Raw genomic sequence first — 21,680 nt, 5'->3', positions numbered from 1 at the left:
TGACAGCGAAGGGCATGTCGTGTTGTCACTGCCGCGTGTCATCCTCGACCCTGTGGAATCACGCAACGTGAGCCCCGTGTTGGTGGGGCGGCAGGGCGAGTTGGCGGCGCTGGCCGCGGCCCTGCGCGCGGCCGAGGGCGGGACGCCGCAGGCGGTGGTCCTCGGCGGTGAGGCCGGGGTCGGCAAGACCCGGCTGCTGGAGGAGTTCCTGGCCGCGGCGCGCGCCGCGGGTGCCGTCGCGGCGGTCGGGGCCAGCGTCGAGCTGGGCGCCGACGGGCTGCCGTTCGCCGCGCTGGCCACGCTGCTGCGTTCGCTGCACCGGCAGTTGGGCGCGGAGCTGGTCGAGGCGGCGCACGGCCCGGGCGAGCTGGCCCGGCTGCTGCCCGAGCTGGGCGAGCCCGGCGGTGCCCCGCCGGTGGACGGGGACGCGCTGGACCGGGCGCGGCTCTTCGAGCTGACCACCCGGCTGATCGAGCGGCTCGCCCAGGAGCGCACCCTGGTCCTGGTCTTCGAGGACCTGCACTGGGCCGACCGGTCCACCCGGGAGCTGCTGGCCTACTACCTGCGCTCGGTGCACGCGGCCCGGGTGGTGGTGCTGGCCAGCTACCGCACGGACGACATCCACCGCCGGCACCCGCTGCGGCCCTTCCTCGCCGAGCTGGACCGGCTGCGCACCGTGGTCCGGATCGAGCTGGGTCGGCTCAGCCGGGAGCAGACCGCGGCACAGATGGCGGGCATCCTGGGGGCCCCGCCCGAGCGGCGGCTGGCCCGCTCCGTCTACGAGCGCACCGAGGGGAACCCGTTCTTCGTCGAGGAGTTGACGGCCGGCGGCCCGCGCGGCGGCGAGCTGACGGAGAGCCTGCGCGACCTGCTGCTCGTCCGCGTCGAGGCGCTGCCCGAGCAGGTGCAGGACGTGCTACGGATCGTGGCCGAGGGCGGCGCGTCCGTGGAGCACGGGCTGCTCGCCCGGGTCGCCGCGCTGCCCGAGCCCGAGCTGCTGGCCGCCCTGCGGGCCGCGGTCGGCGCCCGGCTGCTGGTGGCCACCGACGAGGGCGACGGCTACCGCTTCCGACACGCGCTGACCCGCGAGGCGGTCACCGACGACCTGCTGCCGGGCGAGCGCGCCCGGCTCAACCGCAGGTACGCCGAGATCCTCCAGGCCGCCCCGGATTCGGTCGCCGCCGAGGAGCTGCCCACCCGCCTCGCCAGCCACTGGTACCACGCGGGGGACCGCGCCAGGGCGCTGCCGGCGGTGCTCGCGGCCGCCGCCGCGGCCAGCCGCAGGTTCGCCTACGCCGAGCAGCTGCGCCTGCTGGAGCGCGCGTTGGAGCTGTGGGACGCGGTGCGGCCCGAGGAGCGCGTCGGGCTGCGCCCGGTCCAGCCGATCTGGGGCTATCCGGTGCCGGCGCCGGCCCAGCCGGTGAGCTGGGCGGACCTGATGGCCGAGGCGGTCGGCGCCGCCTCGCTCGCCGGTTTCGAGGAGCGGGCCGCGGCGCTCTGCCGGCGCGCGCTGCGTGGCCTGGACGTCGTCCGGCTCCCGCTGCACGCGGCCTGGTTCTGGACGCAGCGGGCCAGCCTGGCGGAGCGCCTGATAAGTGGGGACGGCTCGGCCGAGCTGAGCCGCGCCAAGGAGCTGGTGCGCGGCCTGCCACCGTCCGAGGTGCACGCCCGGGTGCTGGCCCTGGAGGCCGCGGTCCGGGCCAGGCGAGGGCCGGACCCGGAGGTCCTGGAGATAGCCGAGCAGGCGGTCTCGCTGGCCCGCGCGGTCGGCGCCACCGGCACCGAGTCGTACGCCCGCTTCACGCTGGCCACCCTCCAGGCCGACGCGGGGGACGGCGCGGGGGCCGTCGAGGAGATGGAGGCGGTGCTGGCGGCCGTGCTGCGGCGTGGCGAGGTCAGTCTGCTGGGGCGCTGTCTGATCAACCTCGGCGCGGTGCTGATGGATTCCGGGGAGTTGGCGCGCGGCCTGGCGCACATCGAGGAGAGCCTGCGGCTGGCGGAGCGGCACGGCCTGGTGGAGGCCCAGGGCTGGCTGCGGGCCAACCAGGCGGTCGCCCTGACCGTGATGGGGCGCTGGCCGGAGGCCGCGACGGCGATCGAGGACTCCGCCCGGCTGGCGACGCACGCCTACAACCGGCAGTTCTGCGCGGTGGCCGCCGGCCAGCTCGCCGCCTACCGGGGCGACCTGCCGGCGGCGCGGGCGGCCGCCGAGCGGGCCGCCGAGCAGGTCGACTCGGCCGAGTTGGGCGCCATGCTGCACTGGGACCTGGCCCGGTTGCGGGTGGACCTGGCCCTCGCCGAGGGGCGGCCGCTGGCGGCACGGGAGGTCCTGCCGGGCGCGGCGCGCTTCGGCTCGCTGCTGGGCTCCTCGTTGCTGGCCTGGGCGTTGGCCTTCGCCGCCGCCACCGCCGAGGCGGAGGCCCGCGGGCTGCCGGAGGCGGCCGAGGGGCGGGTGGCGGCGGTCGCCGAGATCAGGGCCCTGGCGCACCGGCTGCCGCGCAACGTCCCGGCCCGGGAGGCGTTGGGCGCCGCGGTCGACGCCCAGCTGGCCCGGGCCGAGGGCCGGGACACCCCGGACCAGTGGGCGGCGGCGGTGGCCGCCCTGGAGCCGCTGCTCCTGCCCTACCACCTGGCCGAGGCGTACTACGGCTGGGCGGAGGCGCTGCTCGCCGCCGGCGCGCCGGACGGCCGGGCGCTGGCCGCCGAGCGGCTGCGCCGCGCCGGCGAGCTGGCCGAGCGGCTGGGCGCCGGGCCGCTCCGGGAGCGGATGGCGCGGCTGGCCCAGCGCGCCCGGCTGGATCTCGCGGCCCAGCCCGCCCTCGGTTCCGGCGCGGCGCCGGCCCAGCAGCCGTCGCCCGCCGAGCCGTTCGGCCTGACCTCCCGGGAGCGTGAGGTGCTGGGGCTGGTCGCGGCCGGCCGGAGCAACCGCCAGATCGCCGAGGAGCTGTTCATCTCGCCCAAGACGGCGAGCGTCCATGTCTCCAACATCCTGGCCAAGCTGGCGGTGCGCAGCCGCGGCGAGGCCGCCGCGGTCGCCCACCGGCTGCGCCTGCTCCCGTCGGGTCCCCGCTAGCCGGTGGGGGCGGGGCGGGGGTTCGTCAGACCCGGTAGTGGCCGTCCGGTCCGTACCCGCGCAGGTCGCGCCAGCGCACCGTGCGCAGGCCGGCGGCCTCGGCGACGCCGTCGCCCTCCTCGGTCAGCACCATCAGCGCGAGGAAGAAGAGGCCGGTGAGCCATCGACGCGCCGACCGCCAGAACCCCGGGCGCCGACCGTCGAGCACCCGGACCACCCGCAGGCCGAACAGCAGCTTGCCGAGGCTGGCGCGCAGCAGCCACATGCCGAGCACGTGGTTGACGAAGGAGGCGGCCAGCCCCGCGCCGAAGAACGCCGCCAGGTATCCCAGGGGGAGACCGAGCCCGTCCGGCGCGAGCGCCGCCCCGCTGGCGAACCCGGCCCCCCACGCGAGCGCCACATCGGTGGTCGTCGCCAGGAGCACTCGATCATCGTCGGCTGCCTGCGGCACAGTCATGCTAAGTCCCCCTGCTACGCGGCTCGTTGTCGGGAATCTACGGGACCGCCGGCGACTGCCCGATGATCGCCCCGTCACGGAATGACCACAGCGGCCGAACCGGTGGGGCGCCCTGCGGGGTCGGCCCGGACTCGGTCGACAGCCGTCCCGGCGAGGCCCCCCGGCACCCGCCGAGCCGCGGGACGTGGGGGCGCCCGCGCGCCGTCGACAGGCCGTGAGCGTGCCCCGATGCCGCGCACCCTGCGGGAGCCTGCCTGCCCGGCCGGCCGGCCGCTGCCGCGGGCCGGTGCCGCGCCGGGGCCTCCCGGTCGGGCCTTAGAGAGCCGGACGGGACGGCCTAAGGACCCCGGGGCCCGAAAAACTGCGGAGACCTTCCGATGTGGCCGGGCCTCCTGGCAGACGACCGTGGAGTCATCGCCGAAGCACCGGGCTTCGGCGGCCGGCCCGAGCGGTCGGCGGACCGAGGGAGTCCCGATGTACCAGGAGATGCTGGCCATTCGAGAGCGCCGCGCGACCCTGTTGCGGGAGGCCGAGCGGGAGCGGCTGGTCCGCCGCGCGGTCGCCGCCGCCCGGGCCCGCCGCGCCGAAGAGGCCGCGGCTGGCGCCCGCTCGGCGCGCGGCGAGCGGGCCCCAGCCGCCGGGAGATCCGGCCTGGCCTGGCGGCTACGGCTGCCGGGCCGCGGGGCCGGGGCGTGATTCTCGGTGGCGCTGTCAGAGCCGTGTGCCATCCTTCGGGACATGCGCACGAGAACCGTCAGCCCCGTCTTCGTCGGCCGGGTCGCGCCGCGTGCCGCCCTCGCTGAGGCGTTGGGGCTCGCGGCCGGCGGTGCCCCGCAGGCGGTGCTCGTCGGCGGTGAGGCCGGCGTCGGCAAGACCCGGCTGGTGGAGGAGTTCCTGCTGACGGCGGCTGCCGGCGGCGCGCTGACCGCCGTCGGGGCCTGTGTGGAGGTCGGCGCCGACGGGCTGCCGTTCGCGCCGGTCTCCGGCCTGTTGCGGGTGCTGCACCGGGAGCTGGGGCAGGAGCTGACGGCGGCCGCGGCCGGCTTCGAGGGTGAGCTGTCCCGGCTGCTCCCCGAGTTGGGCGCGCCGGACGCCCGCGAGCGCTCGGCGCGGGACGAGGAGATGCGCGGCCGGCTCTTCGAGTTGACGGCCCGGCTGCTGGAGCGGCTCGCCCAGGAGCGCACGCTGGTGCTGGTCATCGAGGATCTGCACTGGTCGGACCGCTCCACCAGGGAGCTGCTGGGCTACGTCCTGCGGGTGGTGCGCGACTGCCGGCTCCTGATGGTGACGACCTACCGCTCCGACGACATCCACCGCCGGCATCCGCTGCGCCCGTTCCTCGCCGAGCTGGACCGGCTGCGTACCGTGGTCCGGATCGAGCTGCCCCGCCTCACCAGGGACGAGGTGTGCGCGCAGCTCACCGGCATCCTGGGGCAGACCCCGTCCGATGAGCGGCTGGCGCAGGTCTACCGCCGCTCGGACGGCAACGCCTTCTTCGTCGAGGAGCTGGCCAGCATCACCGGCGACGGCGGCCAGGGGACGCTCAGCGAGTCCGTGCGCGATCTCCTGCTGTTGCGCGTCGAGGCGCTCCCGGAGACGGCGCAGCGGGTGGTCAGGGTCGTCGCCCAGGGCGGCTCCCGGGTGGAGTTCGGCCTGCTCCGCGCCGTGGTCGGGCTCTCCGAGGAGGAGCAGTTCGAGGCGCTGCGGGCCGCGGTCGAGGCCGGCGTGCTGCGGGTCGGCGAGGACGACACGTACCGCTTCCGGCACGCCCTCACCCGGGAGGCGGTGGACGACGACCTGCTGCCCGGCGAGCGGTCCCGGCTCAGCCGGCGGTACGCCGAGGCGCTCCAGGCCGCGCCCGAGCTGGTGCCGGCCGACCAGCGGGCCACCCGGCTGGCCAGCTACTGGTACCACGCGCACGAGCCGAGCAGGGCGCTGCCGGCGGTGCTCGACGCGGCCGGCGAGGCCCGTTGCCGGCACGCCTACGCCGAGCAGTTGCAGCTGCTGGAGCGCGCCGCCGCGCTGTGGGACGACGTGCCGGCCGAGGAGCGGCGGCGGCTGCGGGTCGGCGCCCAGACGGAGTCCTACCCGATCTGCGCGTGTCCGGACGAACTGCTGGGCTTCCTGGACCTGCTGGCCGAGATGACGTTGGCCGCCCGGCTCGCCGGTGAGCAGGAGCGCGGGGTCTCGGTGGCCAGGCGGGCGCTGCGTCTGCTGGAGGGCGAGAGGCATCCGCTGCGGGCCGCCTGGTTCTGGACCCAGCTTTCCCGGCTGCTGCGCCAGTTGGGGCGCGGTGACGGCTGGCCCGAGCTGGCCCGCGCCGAGGAGCAGCTGGAGGGCTTCCCCGACTCCCCGGTGCACGCGCTGGTGCTGACCGAGGCGGCCGGCTGGCGGGTGATCTTCGCGCCCGGGCCCGGCAGCCTGGCCACGGCCGAGCGCGCGGTGCGGCTGGCGCGCACCGTGGGTGGCCCGGACGCCCTGCTGAACGCCCTGATCAGCCGGGGCGGTCTGCTGGTCGACGTGGGGGAGGCCGAGCGCGGGCTGGCCGAGATGCGGGAGGTGGCCGACCGGGTGGTGCGGGAGGAGCGGGTGGCCGTCTTCACCCGCAGCCACGTCAACCTCCAGTCGCAGCTTGAGGGGATCGGCCGCTCCGAGGCGGCGCTGGCGGTGGCGGACGAGGCGCTGGCCCTGGCGCACCGCTACGGCGTCGCCGACACCCGCGCCTGGATCCTGGGGAACCGCGCGGACTCGCTCTTCTCGCTGGGGCGTTGGGCGGAGGTCGAGTCGGCCTGTGCCGAGGCGTCGCGCATCGCGCAGACCCCGGTGTCCAGGGGGCTGATCGCCCAGCGGCGGGCCCGGCTGGCCGTGGCGCGCGGTCAGTTCGCCGAGGCCGCACGTCAGTTGGCGCTCCAGCGGGGCCACGAGGAGCAGGAGGGCGCCGCCGCCCAGACGGCCCACCCGGCGGTCGAGCACCGGGTGGTGCTGGCCGCGGCCGAGGGCCGCGTCCTGGACGCGCGGGCCCTGTTCGCCGAGGTGGTGCGGATCAACCGCCCCACCGGCACCGGCTGTTACACCTGGCCGTTGGTGTGGCAGGCGGCGCGCGCCGAGTCCGAGTCGGTGGGCGTGCCGGCCGCCGAGCCCGGCCGCGCCGCGGCCGTCGCGCTGGTCCGGCGGTACGCGGACTCCCTGGCGCGGCACTATCCGGTGTGGATCGGGTACGGCCTGCTGGTCGAGGCCGAGCTGCGCCGGGCCGAGGGCCGGTCCACGGCCGCCGACTGGGCGGCGGTGGTGGACGCCTTCGCGGCGCTTTCGCGCCCCTACGAGGAGGGGTGGAGCCGGACGCGCTGGGCCGAGGCGCTGCTGGCCGAGGGGGAGCGGGAGCGGGCCGCCGCGGCGCTCGCCGAGGCGCACGGCCTGGCCGTCGGCTTGGGCGCGGCCCCGCTGGTGGCCGAGGGGGCGCGGCTGGCCGCCCGGGGGCGGCTGCCGCTGGGCGAGTCGGCGGCGCCCGCGGGGCCGGGCGGCCCGGCGCTGACGCCGCGGGAGCGGGACGTGCTGGCCCTGGTGGCGGCCGGCCGGAGCAACCGCCGCATCGCCGAGGAGCTGTTCATCTCGCCCAAGACGGTCAGCGTCCATGTCTCCAACATCCTGGCCAAGTTGGAGGTGGCCAGCCGAGGTGAGGCGGCTGCGCTGGCGCACCGTCTGGGGCTGGTCGGCGCGTCGCAGCGGGCCAGCTGACCGGGGCCGGCCGGCACGGCGCGGCCGCCCGGTCCCCGGCTCCGGCTTCGAGATCGGTCCAGGTCCCGGCCCCGGCTGCGGCTTCGAGATCGGCCGGGTCCCGGCCCGGCCCTGGCCCCGGCGTCCGGCCTCAGCGGACGCGGAGCCGGAGGAGCCGGTCGTCGCCGGCCTCCGGGGTGCCGCGGCCGTCCGTCTCGTTGCTGACGACGAGCAGCTCGTCCTCGCCCACCGCCAGCGCCCCGCGCAGCCGCCCGTAGTCGCCGGTCAGGAAGGCCTCGGGCTCGGCCACCAGCTCGGTGCCGTCCAGCGGCGCGCGCCAGAGCCGTTCCCCGCGCAGCGTGGCCAGCCAGAGCGAGCCCTGGCTGTAGGCCAGCCCGCTGGGTGAGGCCTCGGACGGCGGCCAGACGGCCACCGGGTCGCGGAACCCGTCGTCCGCGCCGCCCTCGCCCTCGTGCTCCGGCCAGCCGTAGTTGCCGCCCGGCTCGATCAGGTTCAGCTCGTCCCAGCTGTCGTCGCCGAACTCGGCGGCCCACAGCCGGTCCTCGGCGTCCCAGGCCAGCCCCTGCACGTTCCGGTGGCCCGAGGAGTACACCAGCGAGTCCGGGTCGGGGTTGTCCTCGGGGGCCTGCCCGGTCGCCGGGTCGATCCGGAGGATCTTGCCGGCCAGCGAGTCGGCGTCCTGGGCGAGCGCGGGCTCGGCCGCGTCCCCGGTGGTGGCGTAGAGCATGCCGTCCGGGCCGAAGGCCAGGCCGCCGCCGTTGTGGATCACCTGGCCGCGCGGGATGCCGTCGAGCAGTGGGTCGCCGGCGGTGAGTCGCTGCCCCTCCGGCGCCGCCGGGTCCAGTTCCAGCGGGATGATCCGGTTGTCCGAGGCCGTGGTGGCGTAGGCGTACACCCGGCCGTTGGTCTCGAACTCGGGGTCCACGGCCAGTCCGAGCAGCCCGCCCTCGCCGTTGGCGCTGACCCCCGGCACCGCGCCCAGCTCGGTGCGCTCACCGGCCTCGGCGCCCGAGGTGGGAATCACCGTGAGGGTGCCAGCGTCCCGGGAGCCCACCAGGACCTCGCCGTCCGGCAGTTGGGCGAGGCCCCAGGGCGAGTCCAGTCCCTCGGTCAGCGTCTCGACGACCTCCACCTCGCCGGCGGCCGGCGCCGGCGAGTCCTCGGGCTCCACCTCGTCGGCCGCCTCCCGCTCGCCCTCGCCCCCGGGTGCGGCCGCCGACTCCTCGGCGGGCTCGGGGGAGGTGTCGTCCGCCGCCGAGCAGCCGGCCAGCAGCGGCGCGGCGAAGGCCAGGGTGAGCAGGGAGCCGGCGATCGGTCGGACACGCATCGGGACCTCCGTGAGGTGGGGGCACGGCTCCCTCCAGCACACCACATCGCGCGCCCGCGCGCGGCCGGCGCCACCCCGCTCGGATCCGGGCCCCGACGGCCCGCCCGTCAGCCCCAGGAACCCCGGGCGGCGGGCAGCCGCGCGATCTCCGCCAGATCCCGCTCCGTCAGGTCCAACTCGGCCGCCGCCGCGTTCTCCCTGGCCCAGCGCTCCCGCTTGGTGCCGGGCAGCGGCACCACGTGCCGGCCCTGCGCCAGCACCCAGGCGAGCGCCACCTGCCCCGGAGTGGCCCCCGGGTGCCGGGCCGCGACCCGGCGCAGGCCGGCCACCACCGGCTGGTTGGCGGCCATCATCTCGGCGGTGAACCGGGGATGCCGGGCCCGCAGGTCGTCCGGCTCGAAGCCGCCGCCCGGCACGAGCGTGCCGGTCAGGAAGCCGCTGCCCAGCGGCATCGCGGCCAGCAGTCCGATGCCCCGGGCCTCGCACCAGGGCAGCAGCTCGGCACCGGCCTCCGCCGCCCAGACCGAGAACTCGGCCTGCACCGCGGCCACCGGGAACACCTGCTGCACCCGGGAGAGCGACTCCAGGGTCCGCCGGTGCGCCCCCACCGCCCCCCGGTCGCGCCGCCCGTCCCGCGGCTCCAGCGCGCACCAGCCAAGGGCCCGCACCTTGCCCGCGCGGACCAGCTCGGCCATGGCGCCCCAGGTCTCCTCCACCGGCACCTCCGGGTCCGCCCGGTGCAGCTGGTAGAGGTCGATCACGTCCGTGCCCAGCCGGCGCAGCGAGGCGTCACAGGCGCGCCGGACGTAGGCCGGGCTGCCGTTGGCCACCAGATGCCCCTCGCCCACCAGCAGCCCGCACTTGGTGGCCACCCGGGCGTCGCCGCGCCGCTCCCGCAACACCCGGGCCAGCAGCCGCTCGTTGGTGAACGGGCCGTACATGTCGGCCGTGTCCAGCAGCGAGCAGCCCTCGTCCAGCGCGGCGTGCAGCGCCCGCAGCGAGGTCTCCCTGCCCCGCTCGGAGGCCGAGTACCCCCAGCTCATCGGCATACAACCGAGCCCGACGGCGCCCACATCAAGCGCCCCGGCACCCAGCGTCCGGTACCGCACCTGGCCTGTCCTCGCCCTTCCCCGCGCCCGCGCCGACCGGATCCGCTCCGCGCCCGGCCCGGCCGTCCCCGTCGTCCCCCGCTGTCCTCTGCCGTCCTCGTGATGTCCCAACGTATCCCGTGCCGCCGACAGTCGCCGACGGGCCCCGACCAGCCGGTGGCGGCGCGGCTAGCCTGGCGGCATGACGACTCCCGAGGTGTGGCTGCCCTACCCGGCGGCCGAACTGGCTCCCCTGCCCGACTCGTTGCGCTACCGCTTCTGGCGCGGTGAGGACACCTATCCGGGCGATCCGGCGCACTGCGTCTTCTACACCGTGCCCTATCTCAAGGGGGCGGCGGTCGCCGTCCGGCCGCTGGCCGAGATGACCGGGGTGCGGGTGGTGCAGACGCTGACCGCGGGGGTCGAGCACATGCTGCCCGAGGTACCCCGGCTGCCCGCCGGGGCGTTGCTCTGCAACGCGGGGGAGTTGCACAACACCAGCACCGCCGAGCTGGCCCTGGCGCTCACGCTGGCGGCGCTGCGCGGCGTGGACCGGGCGGCCCGGGACCAGCTGACCGGGACGTGGGCCTCGGCGATGCACCCCTCGCTCGCCGACCGCCGGGTGCTGATCCTGGGCTACGGGGGGATCGGCGCCGCGATCGAGGAGCGGTTGCTGCCCTTCGAGGTGGCCGAGGTGGTGCGGGTGGCCGGCCGGGCCAGGACCGCGCCGCGCGGCCCGGTGCACGCGTCGAGCGAGTTGCCCCGGCTGTTGCCGGAAGCCGAGGTGGTGCTGGTGGCCACGCCGTTGACCGACGCCACCCGCGGGCTGCTGGGTGCCCGGGAGCTGGCCCTGTTGCCCGACGGCGCGTTGGTGGTCAACGTGGCGCGCGGCGCGGTGATCGACACCGAGGCGCTGCTGGCCGAGGTGTCCGGTGGTCGGCTGCGGGCCGCCCTGGACGTCACCGACCCGGAGCCGCTGCCGCCCGACCACCCGCTGTGGCGGGCGCCCGGAGTGCTGATCACCCCTCATGTGGGCGGCCCGTCCACCGCGTTCGAGCCGCGCGCCAAGCGGCTGCTGCGGGCCCAGCTGACGCGCTTCGCCGCAGGTGAGGAGCTGCGGCACGTGGTGGCGACCGGTGGTTCGGAGCGTTAGCCTCGCCCCAAACCATCACTATGGGTGATGTATCTATGTCGCTGAGTGACTGTTCTGGTGTATCGTCCGGTTCGGGGTGAGCCCGGAACGAGAGGGGGGCGATGGCGATGCACCACCCATGGACGCGGCGGCGATCGCGTCACGTCCCGGCGGGCCCGCCGTTCGGCGGCCCGCTCCCACAACTCGCACTCGCCGCGGTCTGCGCCTGCTACGCGGCGGGGGCCCTGACGGGCTGGGGCTCGCCCCGGTTCGCCAGGATCATGGGCGACTTCGGGCTGAGCGCCGCGGCCTTCGCCGCCGCGGCCTCCTGCCTGTGGTACGCCCGGCGCCGAGCCGAGGAGTTCCGCGGCGCCTGGACGATGTTCGGCCTCTCCTCGGTCATGATCGGCCTGGGGAACGCCACCTGGGGCTGGTACGAGGTGGTGCTCCGCCGTCCGGTGCCCGCCATCTCGCTGGCCGACATCGCCTTCCTGCTCTTCGCGCCGCTGGCCGTCGTCGGCCTGCTGCTCCTCGCCAACCGCCCCCGCACCCGGACGGGTTGGGTCCGGCTCGGGTTGGACGTCTGGCTGATCGGCGGCTCCCTGATGACGCTCTCCTGGAGCGTCGCCCTGGCCCACACGGCCGAGCTGCGGGCCGAGTCGGTCAGCCGGGCGGCCCTGGCCCTCGCCTACCCGCTGCTGGACATCGTGCTGGTCAGCATGGTCGTGGTGCTGCACTTCCGGCGCAGCGCCCGGCACCGCCCGGCGATCAACTCGGCGATCGGCGCGCTGGCCCTGACGGTCCTGTGCGACGCCCTGTTCACCAGCCCGCCGCTGCGCGAGCAGTACAGCTCGGGCCAGTTGCTGGACGCCGGCTGGTTCGCCGGCTCGCTGCTGCTCGCCGCCGCCCCCTGGACGGCCGGCCGCGCGCCCGGCGCGCCCGAGGCGCAGCCGGCCCGGGAGGGCCGGAGCGCGCCGGGCGGCCCGCTGGCCGGCTCGTTCTCCGCGCTGGCGCCCTACCTCGCGGCGGCTGTCTGCGTGTTGAGCGTGCTGGTGACGATAATCTCCGGGCGCCGGGTGGACGCCGCCGTGGTCTACCTGGCCTGCGCGGTGGTGCTGGCGCTGCTGGTCCGCCAGGGCATCACCCTGATGGAGAACATCTCGCTCACCCGGGAGCTGACCCAGAAGGAGAACTACTTCAGGTCCCTGGTCCAGGGCTCCAGCGACGTGATCATGATCGCCGCGCCCGACGGGAAGCTCCGGTACGTCAGCCCCGCCGCCACCGGCGTCTACGGGCAGGAGCCCAGCCGGCTGATCGGCAGCGAGCTGTCCACCCTGATCCACCCGGAGGACCTCGGCCGGGTGCTGCACGAGCTGCGCCGCTTCCTCGCCGTGCCGCCCAGCTGTGAGCCGGCCACCCGCGTCGAGTGCCGGGTGCGGCACGGCGACGGCCACTGGCTCAACGTCGAGTCCAGCGTCAACCGGCACGAGGGCGGCCTGATCTTCAACAGCCGGGACGTCACCGAACGGGTCAGGCTGCAGGCCCAGTTGCAGCACAGCGCCTCCCACGACGCGCTGACCGACCTGCCCAACCGGGCGCTGTTCACCGAGCGGGTCCGGCAGGCGCTCGGCGCCGGCCGCGGCGCCGACCCGCGGGCCGCGGTGTTCTTCATCGACCTCGACGGCTTCAAGGCGGTCAACGACTCCGCCGGCCACCAGGCCGGGGACGAGCTGCTGGTGCAGGCCGCCCGCCGGCTGCGCGACGCGGTCCGCGCCGACGACACCACGGCCCGCCTCGGCGGGGACGAGTTCGCCGCGCTGATCACCGGCGACGGCGGGCTGGGGCACCAGCCCCGCGAGTACCGCATCCTGGAGATCGCGGAGCGGGTCCGGGTCGCCCTCTCCCGCCCCTACCTGGTGGACGGCCGGGAGCTGCGGGTCGCCGCCAGCATCGGCGTCGCCTTCGCCGAGCCGGGCGCCACGCCGGCCGCCCTGATGCGCAACGCCGACCTGGCGATGTACCGGGCCAAGCAGGCCGGCAAGGCCCGGGTCGAGCTGTACGCCCCGCAGCTCCAGGCCGAGGCGGTGCGCCGTACCGAGCTGGCCGCCCGGCTGCGCCGCGCCCTGCACGCCGGCGAGTTCGCCCTGTTGCACCAGCCGGTCGTCCAGCTCTCCGACGGCCGGGTGGTGGCGGTCTGCGCCCAGGCCCGCTGGCGCTCCTCGCACGGCCCGCTCTCCACCCCGCTGGAGTTCCTGCGCGACGGGCACTGGGAGTTCCCCCCACCGCCCGCCGGCGACGGCCCGCCCGACTCGGCCGCCGACCTCACCGGCTGGCTGGTCGAGCAGGCCATCGCCGCCGCCGCCCGCCGGCACCGCGCCGGCCACACCCCGCCGGTCACCCTCCGGGTCCCCGGCGGCCGGCTGGCCGACCGGGCGCTGGCCGCCCGCGCCCTGGAGGCCCGCTTCCAGGAGCACCAGCTGCCGCCCGGCGCCCTGCTGATCGAGCTGCCGGCGGCCGATCCGGTGCTCGCCTCCGAGGAGCTGCGGCACCGGCTGACGGAGCTGAGCCGGCTGGGCGTGGGCGTCGCGCTGGGCGGCTTCGGCGGCCCGGGCACGGCCATCGCCGCCCTGCACCGGCTCCCGGTCGACCTGGTCCGGCTGGACGGCGAGCTGGTGGCCGGCGTGGGGGACTCCCCGGTGCTGAGCAAGATCGTCGCCGGCCTGCTGCGGATCGCCGACGATCTCGGCGTGGACACCCTCGCCGACGGGGTGGACGTGCCGGAGCAGGCGGCCGCGCTCCGCGCGCTCGGCTGCCGCTGGGCGCAGGGGCTGGCCTTCAGCCCGCCCCTGGAGGCGCCCGCCCTGCGCCGCCTGCTGGAGCAGGGCCGGCTCGCCCTGCCCGCCCAGCCGGCCGCCGTGGCGCCCGCCATTCCCCGAGGTCGGACGGCCTCCGCCGGGCCACAGAAGGCCCGGCTCGGCCCCCCGGAGACCATCCAGCCGGGTCGCCCACATACTGAGACTTCTATCCCGCGCGCTTGACAGGCAGTGGCGGAGGAGAGCAATGTCTGTGCCATGCACACCGGAATTCTCGTACTTTCGCGGCGCGTCGGCTGACCCCAGGCACCCCCTGCGGCCCCCAGCGACGCGCTTCCCCTCGCATGCCTGACGGCACGGGGGGTTTTTTGTTGCACGAAGACCCCCAGCCCTCCCCCCACCCGACAACCGCCCGCGTCCCACGCGGTGTCAGCATCCGCATCCCCCGAAAGAGAACGTGATGACCGAGCAGGCCACCGGGGCACCGAAGCCGCAACCACGGGCCCCCCGAGGCGGAGCACCCCAGCCCACCCCCACTGTCGCGCAGGTCACCGGCGCGCAGTCGCTCATCCGCTCCCTTGAGGCGGTCGGCGCCGACACGGTGTTCGGCATTCCCGGCGGCGCGATCCTCCCCGCCTACGACCCGCTGATGGACTCCACCGCGGTGCGGCACATCCTGGTCCGCCACGAGCAGGGCGCCGGCCACGCCGCCACCGGGTACGCCCAGGCCACGGGCAAGGTCGGCGTCTGCATGGCGACCTCGGGCCCCGGCGCCACCAACCTCGTCACCCCCATCGCCGACGCCCACATGGACTCGGTGCCGCTGGTCGCCATCACCGGCCAGGTCTCCTCGGCGACCATCGGCTCCGACGCCTTCCAGGAAGCCGACATCTGCGGCATCACGCTGCCGGTCACCAAGCACAACTTCCTGGTCACCGACCCGGCCGACATCCCCCGCACCATCGCCGAGGCGTTCCACATCGCCGCCACCGGCCGGCCCGGCCCGGTCCTGGTGGACATCACCAAGGACGCCCTCCAGCGGCAGACCACCTTCAGCTGGCCGCCCACCACCGAGCTGCCCGGCTACCGCCCGGTGAGCCGTCCGCACGCCAAGCAGATCAAGGAGGCCGCCCGGCTGATCGCCGAGGCCAGGCGTCCGGTCTTCTACGCCGGCGGCGGGGTGATCAAGGCGGGGGCCGCCGCCGAGCTGCGGGCCCTGGCCGAGCGCACCGGCGTCCCGGTCACCACCACCCTGATGGCCCTCGGTGCCTTCCCCGACAGCCACCCCCAGCACCTGGGGATGCCCGGCATGCACGGCGCGGTGGCCGCCGTCACCGCCCTCCAGAAGTCCGACCTGATCGTCGCCCTGGGCGCCCGCTTCGACGACCGGGTCACCGGCCGGCTCGACTCCTTCGCCCCGCACGCCAAGATCGTGCACGCCGACATCGACCCGGCCGAGATCGGCAAGAACCGGCTGGCCGACGTCCCGATCGTGGGGGACGTCAAGGAGGTCATGACCGACCTGCTGGCCGCCGTCGAGCCCGCCGAGGCCAGCGGCCCGGACGCCAGGGAGCGGTACGCCGCCTGGTGGCGCCAGCTGGACACCTGGCGGGAGACCTACCCGCTCGGCTACGACCTGCCCGAGGACGGCACCCTCTCGCCCCAGCAGGTGATCGAGCGGATCGGTCAACTGGCCCCCGAGGGAACGATCTTCACCGCCGGCGTCGGCCAGCACCAGATGTGGGCCGCGCACTACCTCTCCTTCGAGCAGCCGGGCACCTGGCTCAACTCCGGCGGCCTGGGCACCATGGGCTACGCCGTGCCGGCCGCGCTCGGCGCCAAGGCGGGCCGCCCCGAGGCCCCGGTCTGGGCGATCGACGGCGACGGCTGCTTCCAGATGACCAACCAGGAGCTGGTCACCGCCGCGCTGAACCACATCCCGATCAAGGTCGCCATCATCAACAACGGCGCCCTGGGCATGGTCCGGCAGTGGCAGACCCTCTTCTACAACCAGCGCTACTCCAACACCGTGCTGCGGGACGGCGGCGAGGCCGGCGACTACAGCGGCTCGGCGGCCGGCGTGGGCTCGGCCACCAACACCGGCACCCGGGTGCCCGACTTCGTCAAGCTCTCCGAGGCGATGGGCTGCGTCGGCCTGCGCTGCGAGCGCGCCGACCAGCTGGACGCCGTGCTGGAGAAGGCCAACGCCATCAACGACCGTCCGGTGGTGGTGGACTTCATCGTCCACGAGGACGCCATGGTCTGGCCGATGGTGGCCGCCGGCACCTCCAACGACGAGGTCATGGCGGCCCGCGGTGTGCGTCCCGACTTCGGCGACGCCACCGACTGACCGCCGCCAGCGCCCGCCCGCCGACCCGCCATCGACAAGGTAGAACCGCCATGTCCAAGCACACGCTCTCCGTTCTGGTGGAGAACAAGCCCGGGGTGCTCTCCCGGATCACGGCCCTGTTCTCCCGCCGGAACTTCAACATCGACTCCCTCGCCGTCGGCACCACGGAGCACCCCGAGGTGTCCCGGATCACCATCGTGGTCAGCGTCGAGGAGCTGCCCCTGGAGCAGGTGACCAAACAGCTCAACAAGCTGGTCAACGTCCTGAAGATCGTCGAGCTCGAGCCGTCCGCCGCCATCCACCGTGAGCTGGTGCTGGTGAAGGTCAGGGCCGACAACGACACCAGGTCCCAGATCGTGGAGATCGTCCGCCTCTTCCGCGCCAAGACCGTGGATGTGGCGCCGGAGGCCGTCACCATCGAGGCCACCGGCAGCAGCGACAAGCTGGAGGCGATGCTGCGCATGTTGGAGCCGTTCGGCATCAAGGAACTGGTGCAGTCCGGCGCCATCGCCATCGGTCGTGGTTCCCGGTCCATCACGGACCGGTCGCTGCGTGCCCTGGAACGTTCCGCCTGACCCAGGGCGGGGCGTGTCCCTACGTCCACGCGACGCCTCCGGCCGCGCACGGCCGGAGGCGGCCCATGTCATACGGTGGTTCCCCGAGGTGGCGGACCACCAGCGAAAACCCAAGGAGAGAACCGAAGTGGCCGAGCTGTTCTACGACGACGACGCCGACCTGTCCATCATCCAGGGCCGCAAGGTGGCGGTCCTCGGTTACGGCAGTCAGGGCCATGCCCACGCGCTGTCCCTGCGGGACTCGGGCGTCGACGTCCGGGTCGGCCTGCACGAGGGCTCCAAGTCCAGGGCCAAGGCCGAGGAGCAGGGCCTGCGGGTGGTCACCCCGGCCGAGGCCGCGGCCGAGGCCGACGTGGTGATGATCCTGGTCCCTGACCCGATCCAGGGCAAGGTCTACGAGGAGTCCGTGCGGGACAACCTGAAGGAGGGCGACGCGCTCTTCTTCGGCCACGGCTTCAACATCCGGTTCGGCTTCATCAAGCCGCCGGCCGGGGTGGACGTCTGCATGGTCGCCCCCAAGGGCCCGGGCCACCTGGTCCGCCGCCAGTACGAGGAGGGCCGCGGCGTGCCGTGTATCGCGGCGGTCGAGCAGGACGCCTCCGGCAGCGCCTTCGCGCTGGCGCTGTCCTACGCCAAGGCCATCGGCGGCACCCGCGCCGGGGTCATCAAGACCACCTTCACCGAGGAGACCGAGACCGACCTCTTCGGCGAGCAGGCGGTGCTCTGCGGTGGCACCTCGGCGCTGGTCAAGGCCGGCTTCGAGACCCTGGTCGAGGCCGGTTACCAGCCGGAGATCGCCTACTTCGAGTGCCTCCACGAGCTGAAGCTGATCGTGGACCTCATGTACGAGGGCGGCCTGGAGAAGATGCGCTGGTCGATCTCGGAGACCGCCGAGTGGGGCGACTACGTCTCCGGCCCGCGGCTCATCAACGCCGACACCAAGGCCGAGATGAAGCGCATCCTCGGCGAGATCCAGGACGGCACCTTCGCCAAGAACTGGATGGCCGAGTACAACGCCGGTCTGCCGCGGTACAACGAGTACCGGAAGGCCGACGCCGACCACCTGCTCGAGACCACGGGCAAGGAGCTGCGCAAGCTCATGAGCTGGGTGGACGAGGAGGCCTGAGCCTCGGGCGGATCTCCGTCCGAGTCGCGGGAGTTCGCTCGTCAGAGCGGCGGGTCCGGCGGGCTACCGCCGGGCCCGCGCGGCGCCGATACACTGCCAGACACAAGCGCGTCACAGGCTCACAGCGTCGTGCGTCTCCACGCGGCTGCCTACCTCTCCACCCCGTCGACGGCCGTCGGGACGCGGCCTTCCGCAAAGGACCAGTGAGACCAAGTGAGCAAGCCCGTCGTACTCATCGCCGAAGAGCTTTCCCCCGCCACCGTTGACGCCTTGGGGCCGGACTTCGAGATCCGGCACTGCGACGGCGCGAACCGCGCCGAACTGCTGAGCGCCATCGCCGAGGCGGACGCCATCCTGATCCGCAGCGCGACCAAGGTCGACGCCGAGGCCATCGCCGCGGCGACCCGGCTGCGGGTGGTCGCCCGGGCCGGTGTCGGCCTGGACAACGTGGACGTGGCCGCCGCCACCAAGGCCGGCGTGATGGTGGTCAACGCGCCCACCTCCAACATCGTCACCGCGGCGGAGCTGGCCTGCGGCCTGCTGGTCGCCACCGCGCGGAACATCCCGCAGGCCAACGCGGCGTTGAAGAACGGCGAGTGGAAGCGCAGCAAGTACACCGGCGTCGAGCTGTCCGAGAAGACCCTCGGCGTGGTCGGGCTGGGCCGGATCGGCCTGCTGGTGGCGCAGCGGATGGCGGCCTTCGGCATGAAGATCGTCGCCTACGACCCCTACGTGCAGGCCGCGCGCGCCGCCCAGCTGGGCGTCAAACTCCTCACGCTCGACGAGCTGTTGGAGACCTCCGACTTCATCACCGTGCACCTGCCGAAGACCCCGGAGACCCTGGGGCTGATCGGCGACGAGGCGCTGCACAAGGTCAAGCCCTCGGTGCGGATCGTCAACGCGGCCCGCGGTGGCATCGTCGACGAGGCCGCGCTGCACAGCGCCCTCAAGGAGGGCCGGGTGGCCGGCGCCGGCCTGGACGTCTACGCCAGCGAGCCCTGCACCGACTCCCCGCTCTTCGAGTTCGACCAGGTCGTGGGCACCCCGCACCTGGGCGCCTCGACCGGTGAGGCGCAGGAGAAGGCCGGCATCTCGGTGGCCAGGTCGGTGCGGCTGGCGCTCGCCGGCGAGCTGGTGCCGGACGCGGTGAACGTCCAGGGCGGCGTGATCGCCGAGGACGTGCGGCCCGGGCTGCCGCTGGCCGAGCGGCTGGGCCGGATCTTCACGGCGCTGGCCGGCGAGGTCGCCCAGCGACTCGACGTCGAGGTCCGTGGCGAGATCACCCAGCACGACGTCAAGGTGCTCGAACTCTCCGCGCTCAAGGGCGTTTTCGAAGACGTCGTCGCGGAGACCGTGTCCTACGTCAACGCGCCGCTCTTCGCGCAGGAGCGCGGCGTCGAGGTGCGGCTGACCACCAGCTCCGAGTCGCCCGACCACCGGAACCTGATCACCGTCCGCGGCACCCTGACCAGCGGCGACGTGATCTCGGTCTCCGGCACCCTGGCCGGCCCGAAGCACCAGCAGAAGATCGTCGGGATCGGCGAGCACACCGTGGACCTCGCGGTCGCCGACCACATGGCGTTCCTCCGCTACACCGACCGGCCCGGCGTGGTCGGCACCCTCGGCCGCATCCTGGGCGAGGCGGAGATCAACATCGCGGGGATGCAGGTGGCCCGGGCCGAGGAGGGCGGCGAGGCGCTGATCGTGCTGACCGTCGACGGCACCATCCCGTCCGCCGTGCTCAACGAGGTCGCCGAGGAGATCGGCGCCACCTCGGCCCGCGGTGTCGACCTGATGCCCTGACGCCCTCGGGCCCGCTGTCGCGCGACGGCCGGCGGCGGGTGGGCCGGACAGGTCCACCCGCCGCCGGCCGTTCGTCGGCCCGAGCGCCGCGCGCTACGGGTTCGGCACGATCACCGCGCGGCCGTTGATCTTCCCGGCGTGCAGCCGCTCGTAGGCGGCCGGTGCCTCGTCGATGCCGTAGGTCTCCACCCGCACCTCGATCGCGCCGTCCCTGGCCAGTGCCAGCACCTCGGCCAGCTCGCTCCTGCTGCCCCAGTAGGGCGCGGCCACGGCCACGTCGAAGGCGGTGGTGTTGATGCCCACCGGCAGTGCGCCGCCGCCCAGGCCGACGATCGCCACGTCCGCCTCCACCGCGGCCACCGAGCCGGCCAGCGCCGTGGTCGGCTGAGCCCCCACGAAGTCGAAGACGCCCTCGGCGCCGAGCCCGCGGGTCAGCTCCCGCACCCGGTCGGCGGCCTTCTCGTCCGAGAGCACCGTCTCGTGGGCGCCGACCGACGCGGCCAGCGCCAGCTTCTCCTCGGTGACGTCCAGCGCGATCACCCGCGCCGGGGTGAGCGCGCGCAGCAGCTGGATGGCCACGTGGCCCAGCCCGCCGGTGCCGATCACCACCGCCGTGCTGCCCGGCACCAGCTTGGGCAGCGCCCGCCGGATGGCGTGGTAGGGGGTCAGCCCGGCGTCGGTCAGCGGCACGGTCGTCACCGGATCGAGCTCACCCAGCGGCAGCAGGAAGCGCGCGTCGTTCACCAGCAGGTACTCCGCCATCGCGCCGGGCGCGCCCAGGCCGGGCGGGAAGATGCCCAGCTCGGCGGCGCGCAGGCAGTAGTTCTCCCGCCCCTGGGCGCACTTGACGCACCGGCCGCAGCCCTGCGGGCCGTAGACGGCGACGCTGTCCCCCTCCGTCACGCCGTGCACGCCGGCGCCGAGCGCGACCACCGTGCCGGCGCCCTCGTGGCCGAGGGTCAGCGGCAGCGGGTAGGGGAAGCTCTCCGCCGACCAGCTCATCAGGGCGATGTCCGAGTGACACACCCCGGCCGCCGCGACCCGTAGCAGGACCTGTCCGGGACCCGGCTCCGGGTCGGGCACGGTCACCACTTCCGGCGCGGCTCCGATCTCCCGATACTGCACGGCCTTCATTCGGTGACCTCCTTCGGTCGGCGCGCCGCTGGTGCGGCGCCCCTGCGGCGTCCCCCGCGGTGGCTCGGCGTTCACGGTCGGCGGTTGGGCCGCCGGCGCGGGCCCGGTGGTTGGCCCGGCGTTCGGGGGCCGCGGTTGGCCCGGCGGTTGGCCGGCGTTGCGGCTCGGTGGGGCGTGGCCCGCCTCGGTCAGCGGGCCGAGTACCCCCCGTCAACCAGGTGATAGCTGCCCTGCACGAAGGAGGCCCGGTCGGAGAGCAGGAAGGCGGTCAGCTCCGCCACCTCGGCCGCCGTGCCCAGCCGGCCCACCGGGTGCAGGGACACCAACTGCTCGAAGTCGATCGACTCGGTCTTGTGCAGCAGCGGCGTGTCGATGAAACCGGGGCCGATCGCGTTGATCCGCACCCCGCGGTCGGCGTACTCCAGGGCCGTGGACTTGGTCAGCCCGACCACCCCGTGCTTGGCCGCCACATAGGCGGAGGAGCCGGCGAAGCCGTTGGTGCCGAGGATGGAGGCCATGTTCACCACCGCGCCGCCGCCGGCGGCCAGCAGCGCCGGCAGCTCGTAGCGCAGGCAGTAGAAGACCCCGTTGAGGTTGGTGTTCACCACCCGCTGCCACTCCTGGAGCGGGTAGTCGGCGGTGGGCGCGCTCGCGCCGCCCAGGCCCGCGTTGTTCACCGCGAGGTGCAGCGCACCGTAGGTGTCGGTCGCGAAGCCGACGGCGGCCTCCACGGAGGCCGGGTCGGTCACGTCGAGCCGGACCGCCGAGGCCCGGCCGCCACCGGCCACGATCTCCTCGGCCGCCCCGGCGGCGCCGTCCGTGTTGAAGTCGGCGATCACCACGGAGGCGCCGCCGGCCGCCAGCCGGTCGGCGACGGCCCGGCCGATGCCGGAGGCGCCGCCGGTCACCAGGACGGTCCGGTCGGCGAACTCGGTGCGGTAGTCAGGGACGCTCATGGGGCACGATCCTCAGCTGCTCGGGTGGTCTCCCCTCCACGCTAAGGCTTATGTCCCTACACGACAGAAGTTGTCATCTTCTGTAGTATTCGCCCGCTGTGCTGGTCTCGT

At 74.8% G+C, this 21,680-nt stretch carries 14 protein-coding genes; 9 read left to right on the top strand and 5 right to left on the bottom strand.

Features of this window, described 5'->3' with window-relative positions; genetic code table 11:
- The first annotated feature begins 67 nt into the window (after positions 1–67).
- Positions 68–3,073 (top strand): helix-turn-helix transcriptional regulator, encoded by a 3,006-nt coding sequence (locus RM844_RS24345; RefSeq protein WP_311669495.1) that lies wholly within the window; start codon positions 68–70, stop codon positions 3,071–3,073.
- 25 nt (positions 3,074–3,098) lie between these two features.
- Here RM844_RS24345 and RM844_RS24340 read toward each other — a convergent pair whose 3' ends face one another.
- Positions 3,099–3,530, bottom strand: a complete 432-nt coding sequence (locus tag RM844_RS24340; RefSeq protein WP_311669494.1) for an RDD family protein — start codon at positions 3,528–3,530, stop codon at positions 3,099–3,101.
- A 474-nt stretch (positions 3,531–4,004) separates the two neighbouring features.
- Here RM844_RS24340 and RM844_RS24335 point away from each other — a divergent pair, with 474 nt between their 5' ends.
- Together RM844_RS24335 and RM844_RS24330 are read left to right on the top strand one after the other, a co-directional pair.
- Positions 4,005–4,226, top strand: coding sequence for a hypothetical protein (locus RM844_RS24335; RefSeq protein WP_311669493.1), 222 nt, complete (start codon positions 4,005–4,007; stop codon positions 4,224–4,226).
- A gap of 42 nt (positions 4,227–4,268) precedes the next feature.
- Complete coding sequence (locus tag RM844_RS24330) at positions 4,269–7,265, top strand: helix-turn-helix transcriptional regulator (protein ID WP_311669492.1); 2,997 nt, start codon at positions 4,269–4,271, stop codon at positions 7,263–7,265.
- A gap of 130 nt (positions 7,266–7,395) precedes the next feature.
- Here the strand turns inward: RM844_RS24330 and RM844_RS24325 are convergent, their stop codons facing one another.
- Together RM844_RS24325 and RM844_RS24320 are read right to left on the bottom strand one after the other, a co-directional pair.
- Entirely contained in the window at positions 7,396–8,592 is a 1,197-nt protein-coding gene (locus RM844_RS24325) for a PQQ-dependent sugar dehydrogenase (RefSeq protein WP_311669491.1), read from the bottom strand.
- A gap of 107 nt (positions 8,593–8,699) precedes the next feature.
- Complete coding sequence (locus tag RM844_RS24320) at positions 8,700–9,701, bottom strand: aldo/keto reductase (protein ID WP_311669490.1); 1,002 nt, start codon at positions 9,699–9,701, stop codon at positions 8,700–8,702.
- Positions 9,702–9,882: 181 nt separating this feature from the next.
- Between RM844_RS24320 and RM844_RS24315 the strand changes: the two genes are divergently transcribed.
- The 6 genes from RM844_RS24315 to serA all read left to right on the top strand — a co-directional run bounded on the left by RM844_RS24315 (position 9,883) and on the right by serA (position 19,479).
- The gene (locus RM844_RS24315) at positions 9,883–10,833 is read left to right on the top strand and encodes a 2-hydroxyacid dehydrogenase (RefSeq protein ID WP_311669489.1); all 951 of its coding nucleotides are present in this window, start codon (positions 9,883–9,885) and stop codon (positions 10,831–10,833) included.
- Between the two features lie 107 nt (positions 10,834–10,940).
- Positions 10,941–13,850: a putative bifunctional diguanylate cyclase/phosphodiesterase gene (locus tag RM844_RS24310; RefSeq protein ID WP_311669525.1), complete on the top strand. Its 2,910-nt coding sequence runs from the start codon at positions 10,941–10,943 to the stop codon at positions 13,848–13,850.
- A gap of 235 nt (positions 13,851–14,085) precedes the next feature.
- Entirely contained in the window at positions 14,086–15,975 is a 1,890-nt protein-coding gene (locus RM844_RS24305) for an acetolactate synthase large subunit (RefSeq protein ID WP_311669488.1), read from the top strand.
- A gap of 50 nt (positions 15,976–16,025) precedes the next feature.
- Entirely contained in the window at positions 16,026–16,550 is a 525-nt protein-coding gene (gene ilvN / locus RM844_RS24300) for an acetolactate synthase small subunit (protein WP_311669487.1), read from the top strand.
- Positions 16,551–16,677: 127 nt separating this feature from the next.
- A complete protein-coding gene (gene ilvC / locus RM844_RS24295; RefSeq protein ID WP_311669486.1) occupies positions 16,678–17,676 on the top strand; it encodes a ketol-acid reductoisomerase in 999 nt (332 codons plus the stop codon).
- A gap of 213 nt (positions 17,677–17,889) precedes the next feature.
- The gene (gene serA / locus RM844_RS24290) at positions 17,890–19,479 is read left to right on the top strand and encodes a phosphoglycerate dehydrogenase (RefSeq protein WP_311669485.1); all 1,590 of its coding nucleotides are present in this window, start codon (positions 17,890–17,892) and stop codon (positions 19,477–19,479) included.
- A 93-nt stretch (positions 19,480–19,572) separates the two neighbouring features.
- Here the strand turns inward: serA and RM844_RS24285 are convergent, their stop codons facing one another.
- Positions 19,573–20,613, bottom strand: coding sequence for an NAD(P)-dependent alcohol dehydrogenase (locus tag RM844_RS24285; protein WP_311669484.1), 1,041 nt, complete (start codon positions 20,611–20,613; stop codon positions 19,573–19,575).
- Positions 20,614–20,801: 188 nt separating this feature from the next.
- Positions 20,802–21,569 carry an SDR family NAD(P)-dependent oxidoreductase gene (locus tag RM844_RS24280; RefSeq protein WP_311669483.1) on the bottom strand — a complete coding sequence of 256 codons (768 nt, stop codon included), beginning with the start codon at positions 21,567–21,569 and terminating at the stop codon, positions 20,802–20,804.
- Between the last annotated feature and the right edge of the window lie 111 nt (positions 21,570–21,680).

The sequence above is a fragment of the Streptomyces chisholmiae genome (genome assembly GCF_031845445.1).
Taxonomy (GTDB): Bacteria; Actinomycetota; Actinomycetes; order Streptomycetales; family Streptomycetaceae; genus Streptomyces; species Streptomyces chisholmiae.
The sequence above is the reverse complement of the archived record's forward strand: the minus strand, read 5'-3'. Positions and strand labels throughout refer to the sequence as shown.